This is a genomic window from Flavihumibacter cheonanensis (assembly GCF_022352215.1).
In the GTDB taxonomy this organism is placed as follows: Bacteria; Bacteroidota; Bacteroidia; order Chitinophagales; family Chitinophagaceae; genus Flavihumibacter; species Flavihumibacter cheonanensis.
In genome coordinates this window covers 1,020,575-1,035,667 of sequence record NZ_JAKRWF010000001.1, presented here as the reverse complement: position 1 = coordinate 1,035,667, position 15,093 = coordinate 1,020,575, and the positions used below count along the sequence as shown (strand labels likewise).

The following is a 15,093-nucleotide window of genomic DNA, read 5'->3' as shown; positions in this document are numbered from 1 at the left end:
CATGGATGTACAGCAACTAAATGAACAACTGGCTTCACTCAGTGCCGCAGATCGATTGAAATGGATGAGTGCGCAGTTTCCGGAGGGGATGGTATTTTCAACCTCCCTGGGACAGGAAGACCAGGTCATTACACACCTGATCGCCCGGCAGGCTTTGCCCATCCAGTTGTTTACACTGGATACCGGCAGGCTCTTTCAGGAAACCTACGACCTGCTGGATAAAACCATCGCACGATACAAAGTGCGTATTCAGGCATTTTTTCCTCAGGCCGCTGCGGTTGAGCAGTTACTCACTGAAAAAGGTCCCAACAGTTTTTACGAATCTGTTGAAAACCGGAAAGAATGTTGTTTTATCCGAAAAGTGGAGCCGTTGAATCGTGCACTCAAAGGTGCTAAAGTTTGGGTTACCGGTTTGCGCGCCGATCAAAGTGAAAACCGCGCCAACCTGCCATTTGCAGAATGGGATGCCGCCCACCAGTTGATCAAAATACATCCATTGCTGGATTGGTCTTATGAACAATTACTGGACTTCATCAAAGAGGAAAACATTCCCTACAATACCCTGCACGATAAAGGGTTTCTGAGTATTGGTTGTGCGCCCTGTACCAGGGCCGTTGAACCGGGAGAAGATATCCGCGCCGGCAGATGGTGGTGGGAAGCTTCCAAAAAAGAATGTGGATTGCACCAGGAAACCAGTATAAAATTGAATTAAACAGAAAGAAAAGAAGAACAACTATGTCAGCCAACAGTATCATACCCGCCTTTCCGAGAATGTTAGAGGACGAGAGTATTTATATCATGCGGGAAGTAGCTGCCCAATTTGAAAGACCGGCATTGTTATTCAGTGGAGGAAAGGATTCCATTACCCTGGTTCGCCTCGCACAAAAAGCATTCTGGCCCGGAAAAATACCATTTCCACTCTTGCATGTGGATACAGGACACAATTTCCCGGAGACCATTGAATTCCGCGACTGGCTCGTGCGTGAAACAGGTGCTGAACTCATTGTACGCTATGTACAGGACAGCATTGATGCAGGTAAAGTGAAGGAAGAAACCGGCAAATATGCCAGCCGGAATGTGCTGCAAACAGTAACACTCCTGGATGCTATCGAGGAGTTCAAATTTGATGCCTGTATCGGTGGTGCCAGGAGAGATGAGGAAAAAGCCCGCGCTAAGGAAAGAATCTTCTCCGTACGGGATGATTTCGGTCAGTGGGATCCGAAAAAGCAGCGCCCTGAATTATTTGAAATGCTCAATGGCAAAATCAATATTGGAGAGAATGTTCGCGTATTCCCCATCTCCAACTGGACCGAGCTCGATGTATGGACCTATATCAAGGAAGAGAACATGGCCATTCCCTCCATTTACTATACACACAAGCGCCAGGTAATTGAAAGGGATGGCATGATCTGGCCTTATTCGGATTTCTTGAATACCAGCGAAGATGAAGTTCCTTTTGAAGAAATTGTACGCTTCAGAACCGTCGGGGATATGACCTGTACGGCTGCAGTAGCTTCCACCGCAAATGAAATTGATGATATCATCCGGGAAATTCTCTCTGCAAAAATCTCTGAACGCGGTGCGCGCATGGATGACAAAAGGAGTGAAGCTGCAATGGAACAGCGAAAAAAAGAAGGATATTTTTAAGGAAGCTACGTAACGGATATGCTTTCTTTCACCCAAAAACTGGCAACACTGGCCACATTCACTTACATATTGTCCCCCTTAGTGAGCTCAGCCCAAACAAGCAGCTTGCACGACCATAATTCCATTGGATGGTACCAGCTCAATACTACTACCAACCTGGGAAAGAAGTGGGGCTTGCATATGGATTATAACCAGCGCTACGCACCTTTTTCAGGCTCACTCTTTCAGCGCCTGATCAGAATCGGTGTTAATTTCAAACCCTCTAACAAATGGCATTTCAGGGCTGGTTATGTATGGGTTGAAAACCGGCCTTATGGAGATTTCCCTTTCAATACAGAAGGGCTGTTCGCCAATGAACACAGAACCTATCAAATGGCCGCATACCGGCACCAGTGGAGTCGCATAGATATCCGGCATCGCGTAATGACTGAGCAACGCTGGCTCGAAAGGACCAACAGTTATCAGTATGCGAACAGGGTGCGTTACCAGGTAAAAGCACAGTTACCGATTACCTGGAAAAGTGGTCAGTCCAGTTATCCTTACCTACAAGTATATGATGAAATCATGGTGGCATTTGGCAAAAATGTACCAACCAACCGGTATGATCAAAATCGTGTCGGAGTATTGGCGGGATTTCATTTCTCAAAAAACTGTCAGCTGGAAGCAGGTGTGATTCATATCCACCAGCAACTTCAGCGGAAGCAAAACAACCAATCGATTTTTATTCACAATACCGGCTTACAGGCAAACCTGTATGTGCAGGTAAACAGTTATAAAAAAGCTAAAGGAAAATGACACCCACAGCAGTCAATAATTTATATCCGGTCTTTCTCAAACTCGATCAGCTTCAGGTGCTGGTTGTGGGAGGCGGTTATGTGGGTGAGGAGAAACTCAATTCCCTGCTGAAATCTTCTCCTAATGCCAGCATTAAACTGGTTGGGAGAGAGATCAGTCCGGCTATCAAAGCATTACAACCAAACTTTGAAAAACTGGAGCTGGTAGAAAAAGTTTTTGAACCTTCCGACCTCGATGGACAAGATATCGTAATTGCTGCAACCAATGATAAGCATCTCAATGCTTCGGTAAAAGAAGCAGCTGCAGCAAAAGGTATTCTGGCCAATATCGCCGACACGCCGGATCTCTGTGATTTCTACCTTGGCAGTATTGTGAATAAGGGAGACCTGAAAATTGCTATCAGCACCAATGGTAAATCACCAACCGTAGCCAAGCGCCTGAAAGAATTGTTGAATGATGCCATTCCATCTGAAATGGACCAGGTGTTGGATAATATGCAGGTGCTTCGTTCCCGTATGAACGGGAATTTTTCCGAAAAAGTAAAACAACTTAATGATATCACCCGGGTACTTGTAGATGATAGTCAACCAAGGAAAATTAACGAAGAAAAAAAATGGAAATCCATTGCAACCAAACTGATTATTTTGTTTGCTGCAATGATTGTTGGACATCTGATCCTGTCCTCCATACCACTTCCTCCCTTACCTGAAATCTGGGCAAGCACCCGGGAATATATCAATCAAAATTTCCTGTATTTCATGCTGGCTGGTTTCCTCGCGCAACTGGTGGATGGTTTACTGGGCATGGGATATGGAGTTACTTCCGCTACCTGCTTAATCACCGCCGGGGTTAATCCTGTTTCGGTGAGTGCAGCTATCCATACCTCAGAAATATTTTCTGCCGGTGTAAGCGGATACAGTCATTATCGCTTTGGTAATGTGAACAAAAAATTATTCAAGCACCTTGTGATTCCAGGCGTGTTGGGTGCTATCCTGGGAGCAGCCATGCTGGTATTCCTGGGAGAAACTGCCGGCGATTGGCTGATGCCCGTCATCGCGCTCTACGCCATGTTTCTTGGATTTAAAATATTCAGCAGGGCTTTTCAGAATTCAACCCCGAATAAAAAAATCAAACGGGTAGGCTGGCTGGCCTGGTGTGGCGGTTTTCTTGATTCTTTTGGTGGTGGTGGTTGGGGACCCATTGTTACCAGTACCCTGATTTCAAAAGGGAAAAGTCCCAGGTATACAATTGGTACGGTTAGTCTGACTGAATTTTTTATTACCATGGCCAGTGCAGCAACTTTCTTTTTCACAGCAGGTTTGGGACATTGGCCGGTAGTGGCAGGATTACTCATCGGAGGTGTTATTGCTGCTCCGATTTCAGCCCGGCTCGCAGGTAAACTGCCAGCCAAAACCATGATGATTGGGGTAGGCATTATCGTTATGATCTGGAGTATTCGTTTAATTATAAAATCATTTGTTTAATATTTAATGTTTCTTGTATGGATATCGTAAGAATTGCAACAGCGGGTAGTGTGGATGATGGGAAAAGCACCCTGATCGGAAGACTGCTGTATGAAACCAACAGCATCACCGCGGATAAACTGGAAGCAATTGAAAGAGCAAGTAAGAGAAGGGGAGTGGACTATACAGATCTATCTCTTTTAACAGACGGACTCATCGCTGAAAGAGAACAAGGCATCACTATTGATGTTGCCCATATTTATTTCTCAACGCCTACCCGTAAATACATTATTGCTGATACGCCCGGCCATTTTGAATATACCCGCAATATGATCACCGGTGCCAGTAATGCACAGGTAGCCATTATCCTGATTGATGCCCGGAATGGTATCGTGGAACAAACCCATCGCCATTTCTATATCACTCAATTATTGCGCATACCCTATGTAGTGGTTTGCGTGAATAAAATGGACCTGGTGAATTATGCAGAAGAACCTTTCAACCAGATTCGTCAGCAGTTTGAAGAACTTTTTGAAAAAGCAAACTACAAGGAACAAAGCCTGCAGTTTATTCCTGCATCTTCCTTATATGGTGATAATATTTCAACCCGCTCCTCGCAACTCGACTGGTATGATGGCCCGTCTTTGCTGGAGTTCATGGAAGGTATCGACTGGCATGCAAGCCAGAACCAGCTTCCGGCCCGCTTCCCGGTGCAGTATGTGATCCGCCCGAAGTCGGACCAATGGCATGATTTCAGGGGATTCGCTGGCAAACTCAGCAGTGGCACCCTGTCCAAAGGAGATACTGTTGTAGCATTGCCCTCCCTGCAGGAATCGGTTATTGAGGATATTTTCAAATTTGAAGAATCACTCAACCAGGCAGAATCCGGTGATTCTGTAGTAATCACCCTTAAAGATGAAATTGATATCAGTCGCGGTGATATGATTGTAAAAAAATCAGAACAACCGGCTGCTCTTAAAGAAATTTCCGCTCAGGTTTGCTGGCTGGATCATACGCCACTCAAAGCAGGAAAGACTTACCTGTTGCAGCATGGAAGCAACCGGGTGAAAGCCAAAATTACCAACCTCTATGCCAGTATCAATGTACTGGATTATAAGACCATTGATGATGTGCAAGAAATCGGACTCAATGAAATTGGTTATATCTCCCTGAAAACTGCCAAACCGGTAAATGCGGATACCTATGCCGCTAACAAACGCAATGGCAGTTTTATCCTGATTGACGAGGGTTCTAACAGCACGGTAGGGGTGGGCTTTATTGGTTAACTTATCATTTACCGTTACATTTGCCCGTATCAATCAGGTACCAGCTATGGCAGAAAAGATAATCGAACTTAGAAACGCGAATATATACCAGGGCAGCAATCTCATTCTTCAGGATGTTAATATCACCATCAACCGGGGTGAGTTTGTATACCTGGTTGGTAAAACAGGAACGGGCAAATCAAGTCTGTTAAAAACGCTATATGGCGATCTTCCATTGAAAGAGGGAGAGGGCCAGGTAGTAGGTTTTAATCTCAAAGACATGGATTGGAAAAAAGTTCCTTTCCTGCGCCGTAACCTGGGAGTTGTATTCCAGGATTTTCAATTGCTGACCGACCGGAATGTCAACAACAACCTCAAGTTTGTGCTGCGTGCAACCGGCTGGAAAGATGAGCAGTTGATGGATGAAAAAATCGCAGATGTGCTCGATAAAGTTGGCCTGAAATCAAAAGGGTTTAAGTATCCTTTTGAAATGTCGGGTGGAGAGCAACAGCGGGTTGATATAGCACGCGCCTTATTGAATTCACCCAAACTCATCCTTGCAGACGAACCAACAGGAAACCTGGATCCTGAAACATCTGATGAAATCATGCAGTTGCTGTTTCATATCAGCCGTGATTATGGTGCAGCGGTAGTGATGGCAACACACGATTACCCGGTTATCCAGAAATACCCGGCAAGAACATTAAGAACGGATAGAGGAAGAGTTGAAGATAATGCTACGATAAATATGCTATAAGCGCTTTAGCGTTGGTTGCTGTATCGTAATGTTGTTGCAAGAGATTCTTGCGGAGCCGAATTTCTTCCTCCCCAAATGGCAGATGATACAACTGTTGTACGATTCGCTGCATCCCAGTAGCGGTTTCAGCCAGGTGGCAAAGAGGTGCTAACGGACTTCCTTCCACTGCTGTCTGGTTCACTATACAATGCCGGCCATTATACAGGGCATTCAACAGTTTTAGTTTAATACCGGTTTTATTGAAAGAGGGCAGAATATTGATTTGAGCCTTCCCAATCAAATCCTGTAATTCTCTTTCCTCAGGATTCGCAACAAGGCAGGTATGCGTGTTTTGATGAGCAATCCGCTGTAACCTGGATGATGGATTTTTTCCAGCTACCACAAATGGGATTTTCAATTTGTCAAACACCTCTGTTAATAACCAGATTGCGGCTTTTTCATTTTCTGCCACACTCAGATTGCCGTGATACAGGCAAAAAGAACCGACACCCTCTGCGGACTTTACTTCGCGGAAAGGATGAAAAACAGGCAGGTAATGCACCCATTTTCCATGAAACTCCTTATTGTAATGATCCTGATCTCGTTCAGACAACGTGAGAACAGGCCAGGAAGCAGCTACTTTTTTTTCCTGTTTAGCAAGCAGGCGGCTTTCATTCCAGAAATAGATTCGCTTGAACAAAGAACGTTCGTGACGGGATAGTTCCTTATAATAAGTTGTTTCTACATTAAATAACCGGAGAATTATTTTACGATTTTCAAATCGGGCATCGTCCAACATAGCTGAACAATGAATGCCCTCCAGCAAAATCGGATGGTTGTCCTGACTGAGTCTGTCCAGCAATTCCTTACTGCTTCTTGAGCATACAATATAGGGAAGATGAAAACAGAAACCCTTGTGGCCTTCCAGTCGCTTATAATAATGCACTTCCTTACAATACGTATTCAGTATGGGTTGCGCACTTCTGCCATATTCAAAACAATGCAGAATGATTTGTACGCCTTGTTCATGAAGCGCCTGGAGGGTTGAAAAAATATCCAGCACGCCACCATAATCCAGGGGATAGGGTACGTCATGGCTAACGATATGTATGGTCTTTCCTTCTGACACCAGGACTTTATATTGATTGATAAATAGCCAGTAATGCTTTTTCTTCCTTCTCCCAGTTCCATTCCTGGCGCATTTTCAGGCAGTTTTCTTGTAGTTGCTTATATAGTAACCGATCTTGGAGCAAATTGTTTATGGCTGCAGCCAATTCAGCCGGATCCGTGGTATTGATCAGTACTGCCACCGGAAAATCCCTGTTTAACTGTCTATATACAGGAAAATCAACTGCCAGCTGTGGGGTCCCTGCATGAACATAATCAAAAAACCGGTTGGCCAGGGAATAATAATTGCTGAGTCCCCGGTCTTCAAAAAGGGTAAATCCCAGGCTAGCCCTGGCAGTGATAAGCTTTAATTCCGATGGACTAAGTTTGCCTTTCAGCAGCACCTTGTCTTGCAACCCGTACCTGCTGATCAGTTCCCTGGTTTGATCCAGGAAATTTCCATCGCCATAGATATGCAGCGGTAGTTGTACATACTGCATGGCGGGTATGAGCACTTCAAACAATCGCCCTTCATTCACTGCACCCTGGTATACTAAAAAGGGCTCTTTCTCCAGTGAAAACTGGCTGTCCGATAATTTGGGTACATTTCTGATAACACCATATCGCACCCCGTAATCCTTCTCAAAAATGTGAGCAATGGGTTCATTCACAGTGTAGCCTATGCGAAAACGGGGAACGCAGAAAGCCTCAATTTTTTTCCAGGTTTTATAAATCATTGGGCGACTGACCACTTCCTTCATTTCACAGAAAAGTTCATGGGCATCATATACTCTAGGAATGCCTCTCATCTTTGAAACCAGGTAAACAGGCAGGATAGTATCCAGGTCAATTGCGCATAGAATCTGTGCCCGTTGAAACAATAACCAGCAAAATAGTTTCAGCATGTATTCCAGGTAAAACAATTTGCCTTTCTCAAACCAGACAGGGATGCGTTTTTGATGGAAGGAGAGGGTAAGCAAAGGTGGACTGTTTTTCTTCTTTACCCCCACCAGGCAAACATCATAACCTGCTGCGGCCAGTGAACCGGCAATCCGTTGCATGCGCTGGTCAAAATTCAGGTCGTTGGTAACGGTAAAGATGATGCGCTTATTCATGCTCCTTCCTCCGGTTTCCCATTTTGGCATAAATGGCTTCAATGATAGCTACCGACTGCAAGGCTTCTTCAGGCCCGAGAAAACGATTGGCCGGATTTTCAAGGGCTTTTAACATGGCTTCATAAACCAGGTGGTGCTGACTGCTGCTGCCTTCATACGTTCCATATTGATTTGATTCCAATACAGGAAATGTCGGCACCTCAACACCTTCAATATTGCAGTAAGCAATCTCATTTAAATAAGATCCTCCGATTTTCACGGTTCCCTTTTCCCCGAAAAGTGTAATAGAGCCTTCCATATTCTTTTTATGGGCATTCAGGCTGTATTGAACAGATCCACTGATACCGCATTCGAATTCAAGAACAACCATTCCCTGGTCCTCAAATTCAATACAGTCAGGATGCAACCAGTTTTCAGCAGTTGCAAATTTCACTTCTTTCAAGGGCCCCAGGTACCAATAAAGCAGATCTACGAAATGGCTGAATTGAGTGAACAGCGGGCCGCCGTCCAGGTTTAAACTGCCCCGCCAGGCAGACTGCCGGAAATAAGCAGGATCTCGATTCCAGAAGGCATTCAACTGAAACCCAACCAGGTTGCCAAGTTGTTGCTGTTCCAGCAATTGCTTCACCCAGGCAACAGGCGGATTGAATCTATTTTGTTTAACTACAAATAGTCTTTTATTAAACAATCTGGCAGTTTGGATCATTTCAGCAGCATCCTTACTGTTCAATGCCATTGGTTTTTCACACAATACAAGGGCATTGCTTCTTAATGCTTCCAGGCTGTGTTGGGCATGTAAGCCATTCGGTGTGCAAATGACAACAATTTCAGGTTCAGCCTGAGCCAATAGTTCTGTCAGATTGCTGTAGGCAGATACCTGGTATAGTTGTGCAATAGCCGTAGCTTTCTCCTGGTCTCTATCAGCTACTCCCACCAGCTTGCCATAACGCGCAGCCAGGGCAGCATGTTTCCGTCCAATATGTCCACATCCGAGAACAGCAATCCGGTACTGCATGGTTGTTTTAGAATAAGGAAGCAAAATCCAAAAAAATTAGGAGAACTCAAGTGAATTGTCGGATTTTTAGTAGCTTTGCCGCCAATTTAAGAAGTTTATACAATTGGATGTTTCGTAAAAAACACAAAGATGTCTTATTTAACTAAAGAAAAAAAAGCGAATATTTTCGCTGAATTTGGGGGTAATGCTGCGAACACTGGTTCTATTGAAGGACAGATTGCACTGCTGACTGAGCGTATCAGTTCAATTTCAAAGCACCTGCAGGCTAACAAAAAGGATTTCTCAACTCACCGCGGTCTGATGCAAATGGTAGGTAAGCGTAAGCGCTTGTTGACCTACATGAGCAAGCACAATCTGACTGGTTATCGTCAGCTGATTGAAAAACTCGGTATCCGCAAATAAGAGTAAAGATGATATTGCTGTACTATTCCCAACTGAAAATCTCATGTTGGGAATAGTTTTTTGCATGCCATCCCTTTTTGACTTTTACTAACAGCATTAAACCATCCGAATTAACATGTTAACACAACCTATTTCTGTCAGCATCGACCTGGGTGGAGGCCGCACGGTTTCCATCGAAACAGGTAAGCTGGCACGCCAGGCCGACGGCGCCGTTACAGTTCGCCAGGGCAACTGTATCATTCTTGCCACCGCCGTTGCCAACAAAGAACCCAAAGAGGGTCAGAGCTTTTTTCCCCTTACGGTAGATTACCAGGAAAAATTTGCCTCAGCCGGTAGAATCCCCGGTTCCTTTTTCAAACGCGAAAGCAAACTGAACGATTATGAGGTTTTAACCAGCCGATTGATTGATCGTGCTTTACGCCCCCTGTTCCCGGAAGATTATTTCTGCGATGTGCAGATTCTGGTTACCCTGATTTCCAGTGACCCGGAAGTAATGCCCGATGCACTGGCCTGTCTGGCTGCATCAGCAGCGCTCGCTGTTTCAGATATTCCGGTTCAGGAACCTATTTCTGAAGTACGGGTTGCCCGCATCGACGGACAATTTGTAATCAACCCTTACCGTTCCGAGCTCGCAAAAGCGGATATGGATTTCATCATTGGTGCTACTGAAAAGAACATCATGATGGTGGAAGGTGAATCCAAAGAGTGCAGCGAGGAAGACCTGGTGAAAGCAATTGAAGCTGCTCACGAAGCCATCAAGATCCAGGTTCAGGCTCAGAATGAACTGCGCGCTAAAAAAGGCGTAACCGGCAAACGTGAATACAAGAAGCCTGAAGAAAACGAAGAACTGCTAGCGAAAGTGCAGGCTTTTGCAAAAGATAAAATTTACGAGGTTGCCAAGTCGGCACTTCCCAAGCATGAGCGCAGCAATCGTTTCGAAGCGATTGGCACCGAACTCATGGAGCACCTGAAAACAGCTTACAATGTTGCCGAAGGTGAAGAGCTGGAAGATTCCATTAAAAAGCTGGCCAAGAAATACTACAGCGATCTGCAGTACTACGTAGTTCGGGATATGATCCTGAATGACCGGGTGCGCCTGGATGGTCGTGGTTTGGAAGATGTTCGTCCGCTTGCTATGGAAGTAGACGTACTGCCTTCTCCCCATGGTGCGGCTCTGTTCACCCGTGGTGAAACCCAGTCTCTTACAACAGTTACCCTCGGTACTCCACTGGATGAATTGCTGGTAGAGAGTGCTGCGGTATCTGACTATACCAAATTCATCCTGCATTATAATTTCCCTCCCTTCTCAACTGGTGAAGTGAAAATGATGCGCGGTCCCGGTCGTCGGGAAGTTGGTCACGGTAACCTGGCCATGCGTTCCCTGAAGCAAATGATGCCAGGGGATGATTTCCCATACACCGTGCGCGTGGTAAGTGATATCCTGGAATCCAATGGTTCTTCTTCCATGGCAACTGTTTGTGCCGGATCCCTGGCGTTGATGGATGCCGGTGTACCCCTGCCCAAACACGTTTCAGGTGTGGCAATGGGACTCATCACCAAGGAAGGAAAATTTGCTGTTCTGACCGATATTCTGGGAGATGAGGATCACCTGGGTGATATGGACTTCAAAGTAACCGGTACCAAAGAAGGTATTTGTGGAGTTCAGATGGATATCAAAGTGGATGGTCTCAGCATGGACATTATGCGTCAGGCGCTGATGCAGGCAAAGAGAGGTCGTCTTCATATCCTGGATGCGATGTATGCTACCATGGGTGGTGCCCGTGAAGATGTTAAGCCCCATGCACCTCGTATGGTTAAGATAATTATCGACAAAGAATTCATCGGTGCGGTAATCGGTCCGGGTGGTAAAGTGATCCAGGAAATGCAGCGTGAAACCGGAACTACCATCAATATCGAAGAAAAGAATAACCAGGGCGAGGTTTCCATCTTCGGAACCAAGAAAGAAAGCGTGGATCGCGCAGTTGCCTGGATCAAAGGCATCGCGGCTCAGCCAACCGTAGGGGATACCTATGAAGCGACCGTTAAGAGCATTCAGCCTTATGGTGCATTTGTTGAATTCCTCCCAGGTAAGCAGGGGCTGCTCCACATTTCTGAAGTAAGCTGGAAGCGTCTTGAAACACTGGAAGGTGTACTGAAGGAGGGCGATGTGGTAAAAGTAAAACTTACCGGAACCGACCCCAAATCAGGCAAGTTCAAATTGAGTAGAAAAGTGTTGTTGCCAAAACCTGAAGGACAGGGTGCTCCCCGTCAACAGGAAGGTGAGAACTGATTTCTCTGATCAAATAAACTCCAAACCCCGGTCCTGTATCGGGGTTTGTTATTTAAATTATGGCAAATTCATATCAACAGATTCGGATTCCGGTAAAAGAGCAGGAGACAAGGGAAATTTTAATTGCACTACTGGCAGATGCGGGTTACGAAGGATTTGAAGAAAGCCGGGAAGAGCTGTTGGCCTATATCCCGGAAGAACAGTATGATGCTGCAATACTATCCGAATTGCTGCATCCGTTTGGGCTTACTTCAGAAACAGAAACCATACAGCAACGCAACTGGAATGCGGAGTGGGAGGCTGGCTTTCAACCCGTTCAGGTGGGAAATTTCTGCCTGATCCGCGCCGATTTCCACCCTGGCTCGGACAGCGTTCGCCACGACCTGATCATCACACCAAAAATGAGTTTCGGAACAGGCCATCATGCCACCACCTATCAAATGGTGGATGCGATGCAGGAACTCGATTTTACCGCTAAATCAGTACTCGATTTCGGCACCGGTACGGGCATCCTGGCAATCCTGGCTGCCAAAATGGGGGCTGCTTCTGTGGTGGCGATTGATAATGATAGCTGGAGCATTGAAAACACAAAAGAAAATATTGAACGCAACCAGGTGAAGGGGATTTCAGTCTTAGAACTGGACCACTTGGATGACATGCCGGTTTTTGAAATTATACTGGCAAATATCAATAAAAGGGTGATCCTGGATCAGATCGGAAACATGTTAGCTCATTGCGCACCGGGTGGGAAAATTTTAATCAGCGGTCTGCTGGTAAGTGATGAACAGGATTTGCGTACCGCAATAGAAGAACTGCCAGTTTCGTTACAAAAACAAACAAATAAGGATAGTTGGTTGTGTTGGTGCCTTGAGCGGAACTGACGCCGGATAAATGAAATTGAAACGAAGGATTTTCGTATCTTAATTTCCTTATTTTTGAAATCCAACTCAACACTCGCATGAAAGAGGCTCTTCTGATTATACTTGCCTATTGTATTGGCTCTATTCCAACGGCTGTTTGGGTAAGTAAATACTATTTTGGAATTGATATTCGTGAATATGGGTCCGGAAATGCCGGAGCCACGAATACTTTCCGCGTACTGGGTTCTAAATGGGGCACCCTTGTAATGGTGATCGATGTGCTCAAAGGACTGGCTGCAGTTAAATTGGCGCTTCTGCTTCCTTATTATATAGAAAACGATCTCGCACTTACGAACTTCCAGATCGGCTTGGGTATGGCCGCTGTACTGGGGCATATTTTCCCCATCTGGGCACAGTTTAAAGGGGGAAAAGGGGTTGCTACTTTATTTGGACTGGTCATCGGAATTTCTCCCTGGACTGCACTGTGTTGCTCAGGAATCTTCTTACTTGTTCTCTACCTGACACGATTTGTCTCACTTAGTTCGATCCTTGCCAGTATTGCTTTCCCCATTTTTATCCTGGTCATTTTTAACGTCGATAACCATGCTTATCGGGTTTTTGCAATTGTAGTTGCACTACTGGTGATTCTTACCCATCAGAAAAATATCAGCCGTCTGCTCAAGGGTAGTGAAAGCAAGGTTCCTATTCTCAAGTACCGCGACCGGAAACGAAAAATGAAATCCTGATCGTAGCTTTGTACCCATCATCTGGTACAAGAATTGAATATACCGGTATAAACCCGCTACAACAATGAAAAAAATACTGTTGTCCCTATTGGTCATTGGCAGCCTTGCTTCCTGTTCCCGTAACCCGATTACTGGCAGAAATCAGTTGTCCCTGTTTTCTGAATCAGAAATCCAGACCATGGCCGCATCCGAATATCAGTCCTTCCTCAGTCAGAATAAAGTAGTGAGTACATCGGTAAGCAAAGATGCTGAAATGGTTCGCCGGATTGGCACCCGTATTTCAAATGCAGTTACCCAATATTATACCTCAAAAGGACTTCAAAGTGAATTGGCGGGTTACAAATGGGAATATAACCTCGTAGATTCCAAGGAGGTTAACGCATGGTGTATGCCCGGGGGAAAGATTGTTGTGTACACGGGACTTTTACCCATTACTCAAAACGAGGCGGCGCTGGCAGTAGTTATGGGTCATGAAATTGCGCATGCACTTGCCAAACATGGCAATGAAAGAATGAGCCAGGGTATGGTTCAACAATTGGGCGGGGTAGCCCTGGCAGTTGCTACAGCCAATAAACCTGCCCAAACGCAGCAATTATTCATGACAGCATACGGACTTGGTTCTACTTATGGAGCAATGCTTCCTTTTTCAAGAAGTAATGAACTGGAAGCAGATAAATTCGGTCTTATTTTCACTGCCATGGCAGGATACAATCCTCAGGAAGCTATTCCACTTTGGCAAAGAATGGCTGCAGCAAGTGGTGGCAATCGTCCTCCGGAATTTGCCAGTACCCACCCCGCAGAGGAAACAAGGATAGAAAAATTAAAGGAATTGATGCCTGAAGCGCTCAAATATTATAAACCGGTTAGCAATAAATAAATTTATCGGGTCAAAAAATACCTGGTTTACCCGCCAAAGGCGGGTATTTTTTTTACCTTTGTAGCCGGTTCATTGATCTTTTATATTAAAAAGTTTCTGATATGTCGCAAGCTTTGTTAGAAAAGCTCCAGTACAAAGAAGAAAAAAATCTGCTCATTCAAGGATTGCCATCCTCCATCGAAAAGCAATTTAACAAGCTCACATTCGCAAAAAATGTCACTCCACTGCTGAAAAGCAGACGGATTGATTTTGCGCTGGTGTTTGCGATCAATGAAAACCAGCTTAATAATATTCTGGAAGATGTGCTTCCGGCCCTACACGAGGAAAGCAAACTCTGGATCGCCTACCCGAAAGCCGCATCCAAAATTGCTACCAATCTCAACCGCGATTGCAGTTGGGATCGGGTGGTGAGTGCAGGGTACCAGGAAGTTCGCCAGGTTGCACTGGACTCTGTATGGAGCGCTTTACGCTTTAAGAAAAATGAACAAATTCCTCAACTAAGCAGAGCTTCTGCCAATGGCGGAGTACCGGCAGCAGTTGAAGGAGTTGATTTTGTTTCGCGTACGATCGAAATTCCTGAAGCACTTCAGAAACAACTACAGCTAAAGAAACATAAAAAAGCACTTGAAAATTTTGAACAACTTTCTTTCACGAACAAGAAAGAATATGTACAATGGATAACTAGTGCCAAAAAAGAAGAAACACGTCAGAACCGGTTAAGCGCTACTGTTGAAAAATTACTGGCTGGAAAAAAGAATCCCTCTGAAAAATAAAG

Annotated in this window: 15 protein-coding genes; 12 read left to right on the top strand and 3 right to left on the bottom strand. The window is 45.1% G+C overall.

The window, feature by feature from the left end:
- Position 1: 1 nt before the first annotated feature.
- The 6 genes from MD536_RS04540 (at position 2) to MD536_RS04515 (ending at position 5,927) form a co-directional block, all read left to right on the top strand.
- On the top strand, positions 2–712 hold the full coding sequence (locus MD536_RS04540; RefSeq protein WP_239596207.1) for a phosphoadenylyl-sulfate reductase: 711 nt from the start codon (positions 2–4) through the stop codon (positions 710–712).
- A gap of 23 nt (positions 713–735) precedes the next feature.
- Positions 736–1,647 (top strand): sulfate adenylyltransferase subunit CysD, encoded by a 912-nt coding sequence (gene cysD, locus MD536_RS04535; RefSeq protein WP_234863590.1) that lies wholly within the window; start codon positions 736–738, stop codon positions 1,645–1,647.
- A 105-nt stretch (positions 1,648–1,752) separates the two neighbouring features.
- On the top strand, positions 1,753–2,442 hold the full coding sequence (locus MD536_RS04530; RefSeq protein ID WP_239596206.1) for a DUF2490 domain-containing protein: 690 nt from the start codon (positions 1,753–1,755) through the stop codon (positions 2,440–2,442).
- Positions 2,439–3,926 (top strand): TSUP family transporter, encoded by a 1,488-nt coding sequence (locus tag MD536_RS04525; RefSeq protein ID WP_239596204.1) that lies wholly within the window; start codon positions 2,439–2,441, stop codon positions 3,924–3,926. Before MD536_RS04530 ends, MD536_RS04525 begins: the two co-directional genes overlap by 4 nt.
- A gap of 17 nt (positions 3,927–3,943) precedes the next feature.
- Positions 3,944–5,191 carry a sulfate adenylyltransferase subunit 1 gene (locus tag MD536_RS04520; protein WP_239596201.1) on the top strand — a complete coding sequence of 416 codons (1,248 nt, stop codon included), beginning with the start codon at positions 3,944–3,946 and terminating at the stop codon, positions 5,189–5,191.
- Between the two features lie 46 nt (positions 5,192–5,237).
- On the top strand, positions 5,238–5,927 hold the full coding sequence (locus tag MD536_RS04515) for a cell division ATP-binding protein FtsE (RefSeq protein WP_239596199.1): 690 nt from the start codon (positions 5,238–5,240) through the stop codon (positions 5,925–5,927).
- Here MD536_RS04515 and MD536_RS04510 read toward each other — a convergent pair.
- From MD536_RS04510 to MD536_RS04500, 3 genes are read right to left on the bottom strand one after another with little or no spacing between them, the layout of a single operon-like run.
- Entirely contained in the window at positions 5,908–7,035 is a 1,128-nt protein-coding gene (locus MD536_RS04510) for a glycosyltransferase (protein ID WP_239596197.1), read from the bottom strand. The two genes, MD536_RS04515 and MD536_RS04510, sit on opposite strands and share 20 nt — an antisense overlap.
- A gap of 7 nt (positions 7,036–7,042) precedes the next feature.
- On the bottom strand, positions 7,043–8,128 hold the full coding sequence (locus tag MD536_RS04505) for a glycosyltransferase (protein WP_239596195.1): 1,086 nt from the start codon (positions 8,126–8,128) through the stop codon (positions 7,043–7,045).
- On the bottom strand, positions 8,121–9,167 hold the full coding sequence (locus MD536_RS04500) for a Gfo/Idh/MocA family protein (protein WP_239596193.1): 1,047 nt from the start codon (positions 9,165–9,167) through the stop codon (positions 8,121–8,123). The genes MD536_RS04505 and MD536_RS04500 overlap by 8 nt, the downstream gene beginning before the upstream one ends.
- Positions 9,168–9,272: 105 nt before the next feature.
- Between MD536_RS04500 and rpsO the strand changes: the two genes are divergently transcribed.
- The 6 genes from rpsO to MD536_RS04470 all read left to right on the top strand — a co-directional run bounded on the left by rpsO (position 9,273) and on the right by MD536_RS04470 (position 15,091).
- A complete protein-coding gene (rpsO, locus tag MD536_RS04495; protein WP_234863579.1) occupies positions 9,273–9,545 on the top strand; it encodes a 30S ribosomal protein S15 in 273 nt (90 codons plus the stop codon).
- Positions 9,546–9,660: 115 nt separating this feature from the next.
- Positions 9,661–11,835, top strand: a complete 2,175-nt coding sequence (locus MD536_RS04490) for a polyribonucleotide nucleotidyltransferase (RefSeq protein WP_239596192.1) — start codon at positions 9,661–9,663, stop codon at positions 11,833–11,835.
- Between the two features lie 59 nt (positions 11,836–11,894).
- Positions 11,895–12,716, top strand: a complete 822-nt coding sequence (gene prmA, locus MD536_RS04485; RefSeq protein ID WP_239596190.1) for a 50S ribosomal protein L11 methyltransferase — start codon at positions 11,895–11,897, stop codon at positions 12,714–12,716.
- 77 nt (positions 12,717–12,793) lie between these two features.
- Complete coding sequence (gene plsY, locus MD536_RS04480; RefSeq protein WP_239596188.1) at positions 12,794–13,441, top strand: glycerol-3-phosphate 1-O-acyltransferase PlsY; 648 nt, start codon at positions 12,794–12,796, stop codon at positions 13,439–13,441.
- 64 nt (positions 13,442–13,505) lie between these two features.
- On the top strand, positions 13,506–14,318 hold the full coding sequence (locus tag MD536_RS04475; RefSeq protein WP_239596186.1) for a M48 family metallopeptidase: 813 nt from the start codon (positions 13,506–13,508) through the stop codon (positions 14,316–14,318).
- Positions 14,319–14,419: 101 nt separating this feature from the next.
- Positions 14,420–15,091, top strand: coding sequence for a YdeI/OmpD-associated family protein (locus tag MD536_RS04470; protein ID WP_239596184.1), 672 nt, complete (start codon positions 14,420–14,422; stop codon positions 15,089–15,091).
- Positions 15,092–15,093 lie beyond the last annotated feature (2 nt).

Bases quoted from the DNA above. Each gene is read 5' to 3' on its own strand.
- MD536_RS04540 (WP_239596207.1), top strand. From the start codon at position 2: ATGGATGTACAGCAACTAAATGAACAACTGGCTTCACTCAGTGCCGCA.
- cysD (WP_234863590.1), top strand. From the start codon at position 736: ATGTCAGCCAACAGTATCATACCCGCCTTTCCGAGAATGTTAGAGGAC.
- MD536_RS04525 (WP_239596204.1), top strand. From the start codon at position 2,439: ATGACACCCACAGCAGTCAATAATTTATATCCGGTCTTTCTCAAACTC.
- MD536_RS04520 (WP_239596201.1), top strand. From the start codon at position 3,944: ATGGATATCGTAAGAATTGCAACAGCGGGTAGTGTGGATGATGGGAAA.
- MD536_RS04515 (WP_239596199.1), top strand. From the start codon at position 5,238: ATGGCAGAAAAGATAATCGAACTTAGAAACGCGAATATATACCAGGGC.
- MD536_RS04505 (WP_239596195.1), bottom strand. From the start codon at position 8,128: ATGAATAAGCGCATCATCTTTACCGTTACCAACGACCTGAATTTTGAC.
- rpsO (WP_234863579.1), top strand. From the start codon at position 9,273: ATGTCTTATTTAACTAAAGAAAAAAAAGCGAATATTTTCGCTGAATTT.
- MD536_RS04490 (WP_239596192.1), top strand. From the start codon at position 9,661: ATGTTAACACAACCTATTTCTGTCAGCATCGACCTGGGTGGAGGCCGC.
- prmA (WP_239596190.1), top strand. From the start codon at position 11,895: ATGGCAAATTCATATCAACAGATTCGGATTCCGGTAAAAGAGCAGGAG.
- plsY (WP_239596188.1), top strand. From the start codon at position 12,794: ATGAAAGAGGCTCTTCTGATTATACTTGCCTATTGTATTGGCTCTATT.
- MD536_RS04475 (WP_239596186.1), top strand. From the start codon at position 13,506: ATGAAAAAAATACTGTTGTCCCTATTGGTCATTGGCAGCCTTGCTTCC.
- MD536_RS04470 (WP_239596184.1), top strand. From the start codon at position 14,420: ATGTCGCAAGCTTTGTTAGAAAAGCTCCAGTACAAAGAAGAAAAAAAT.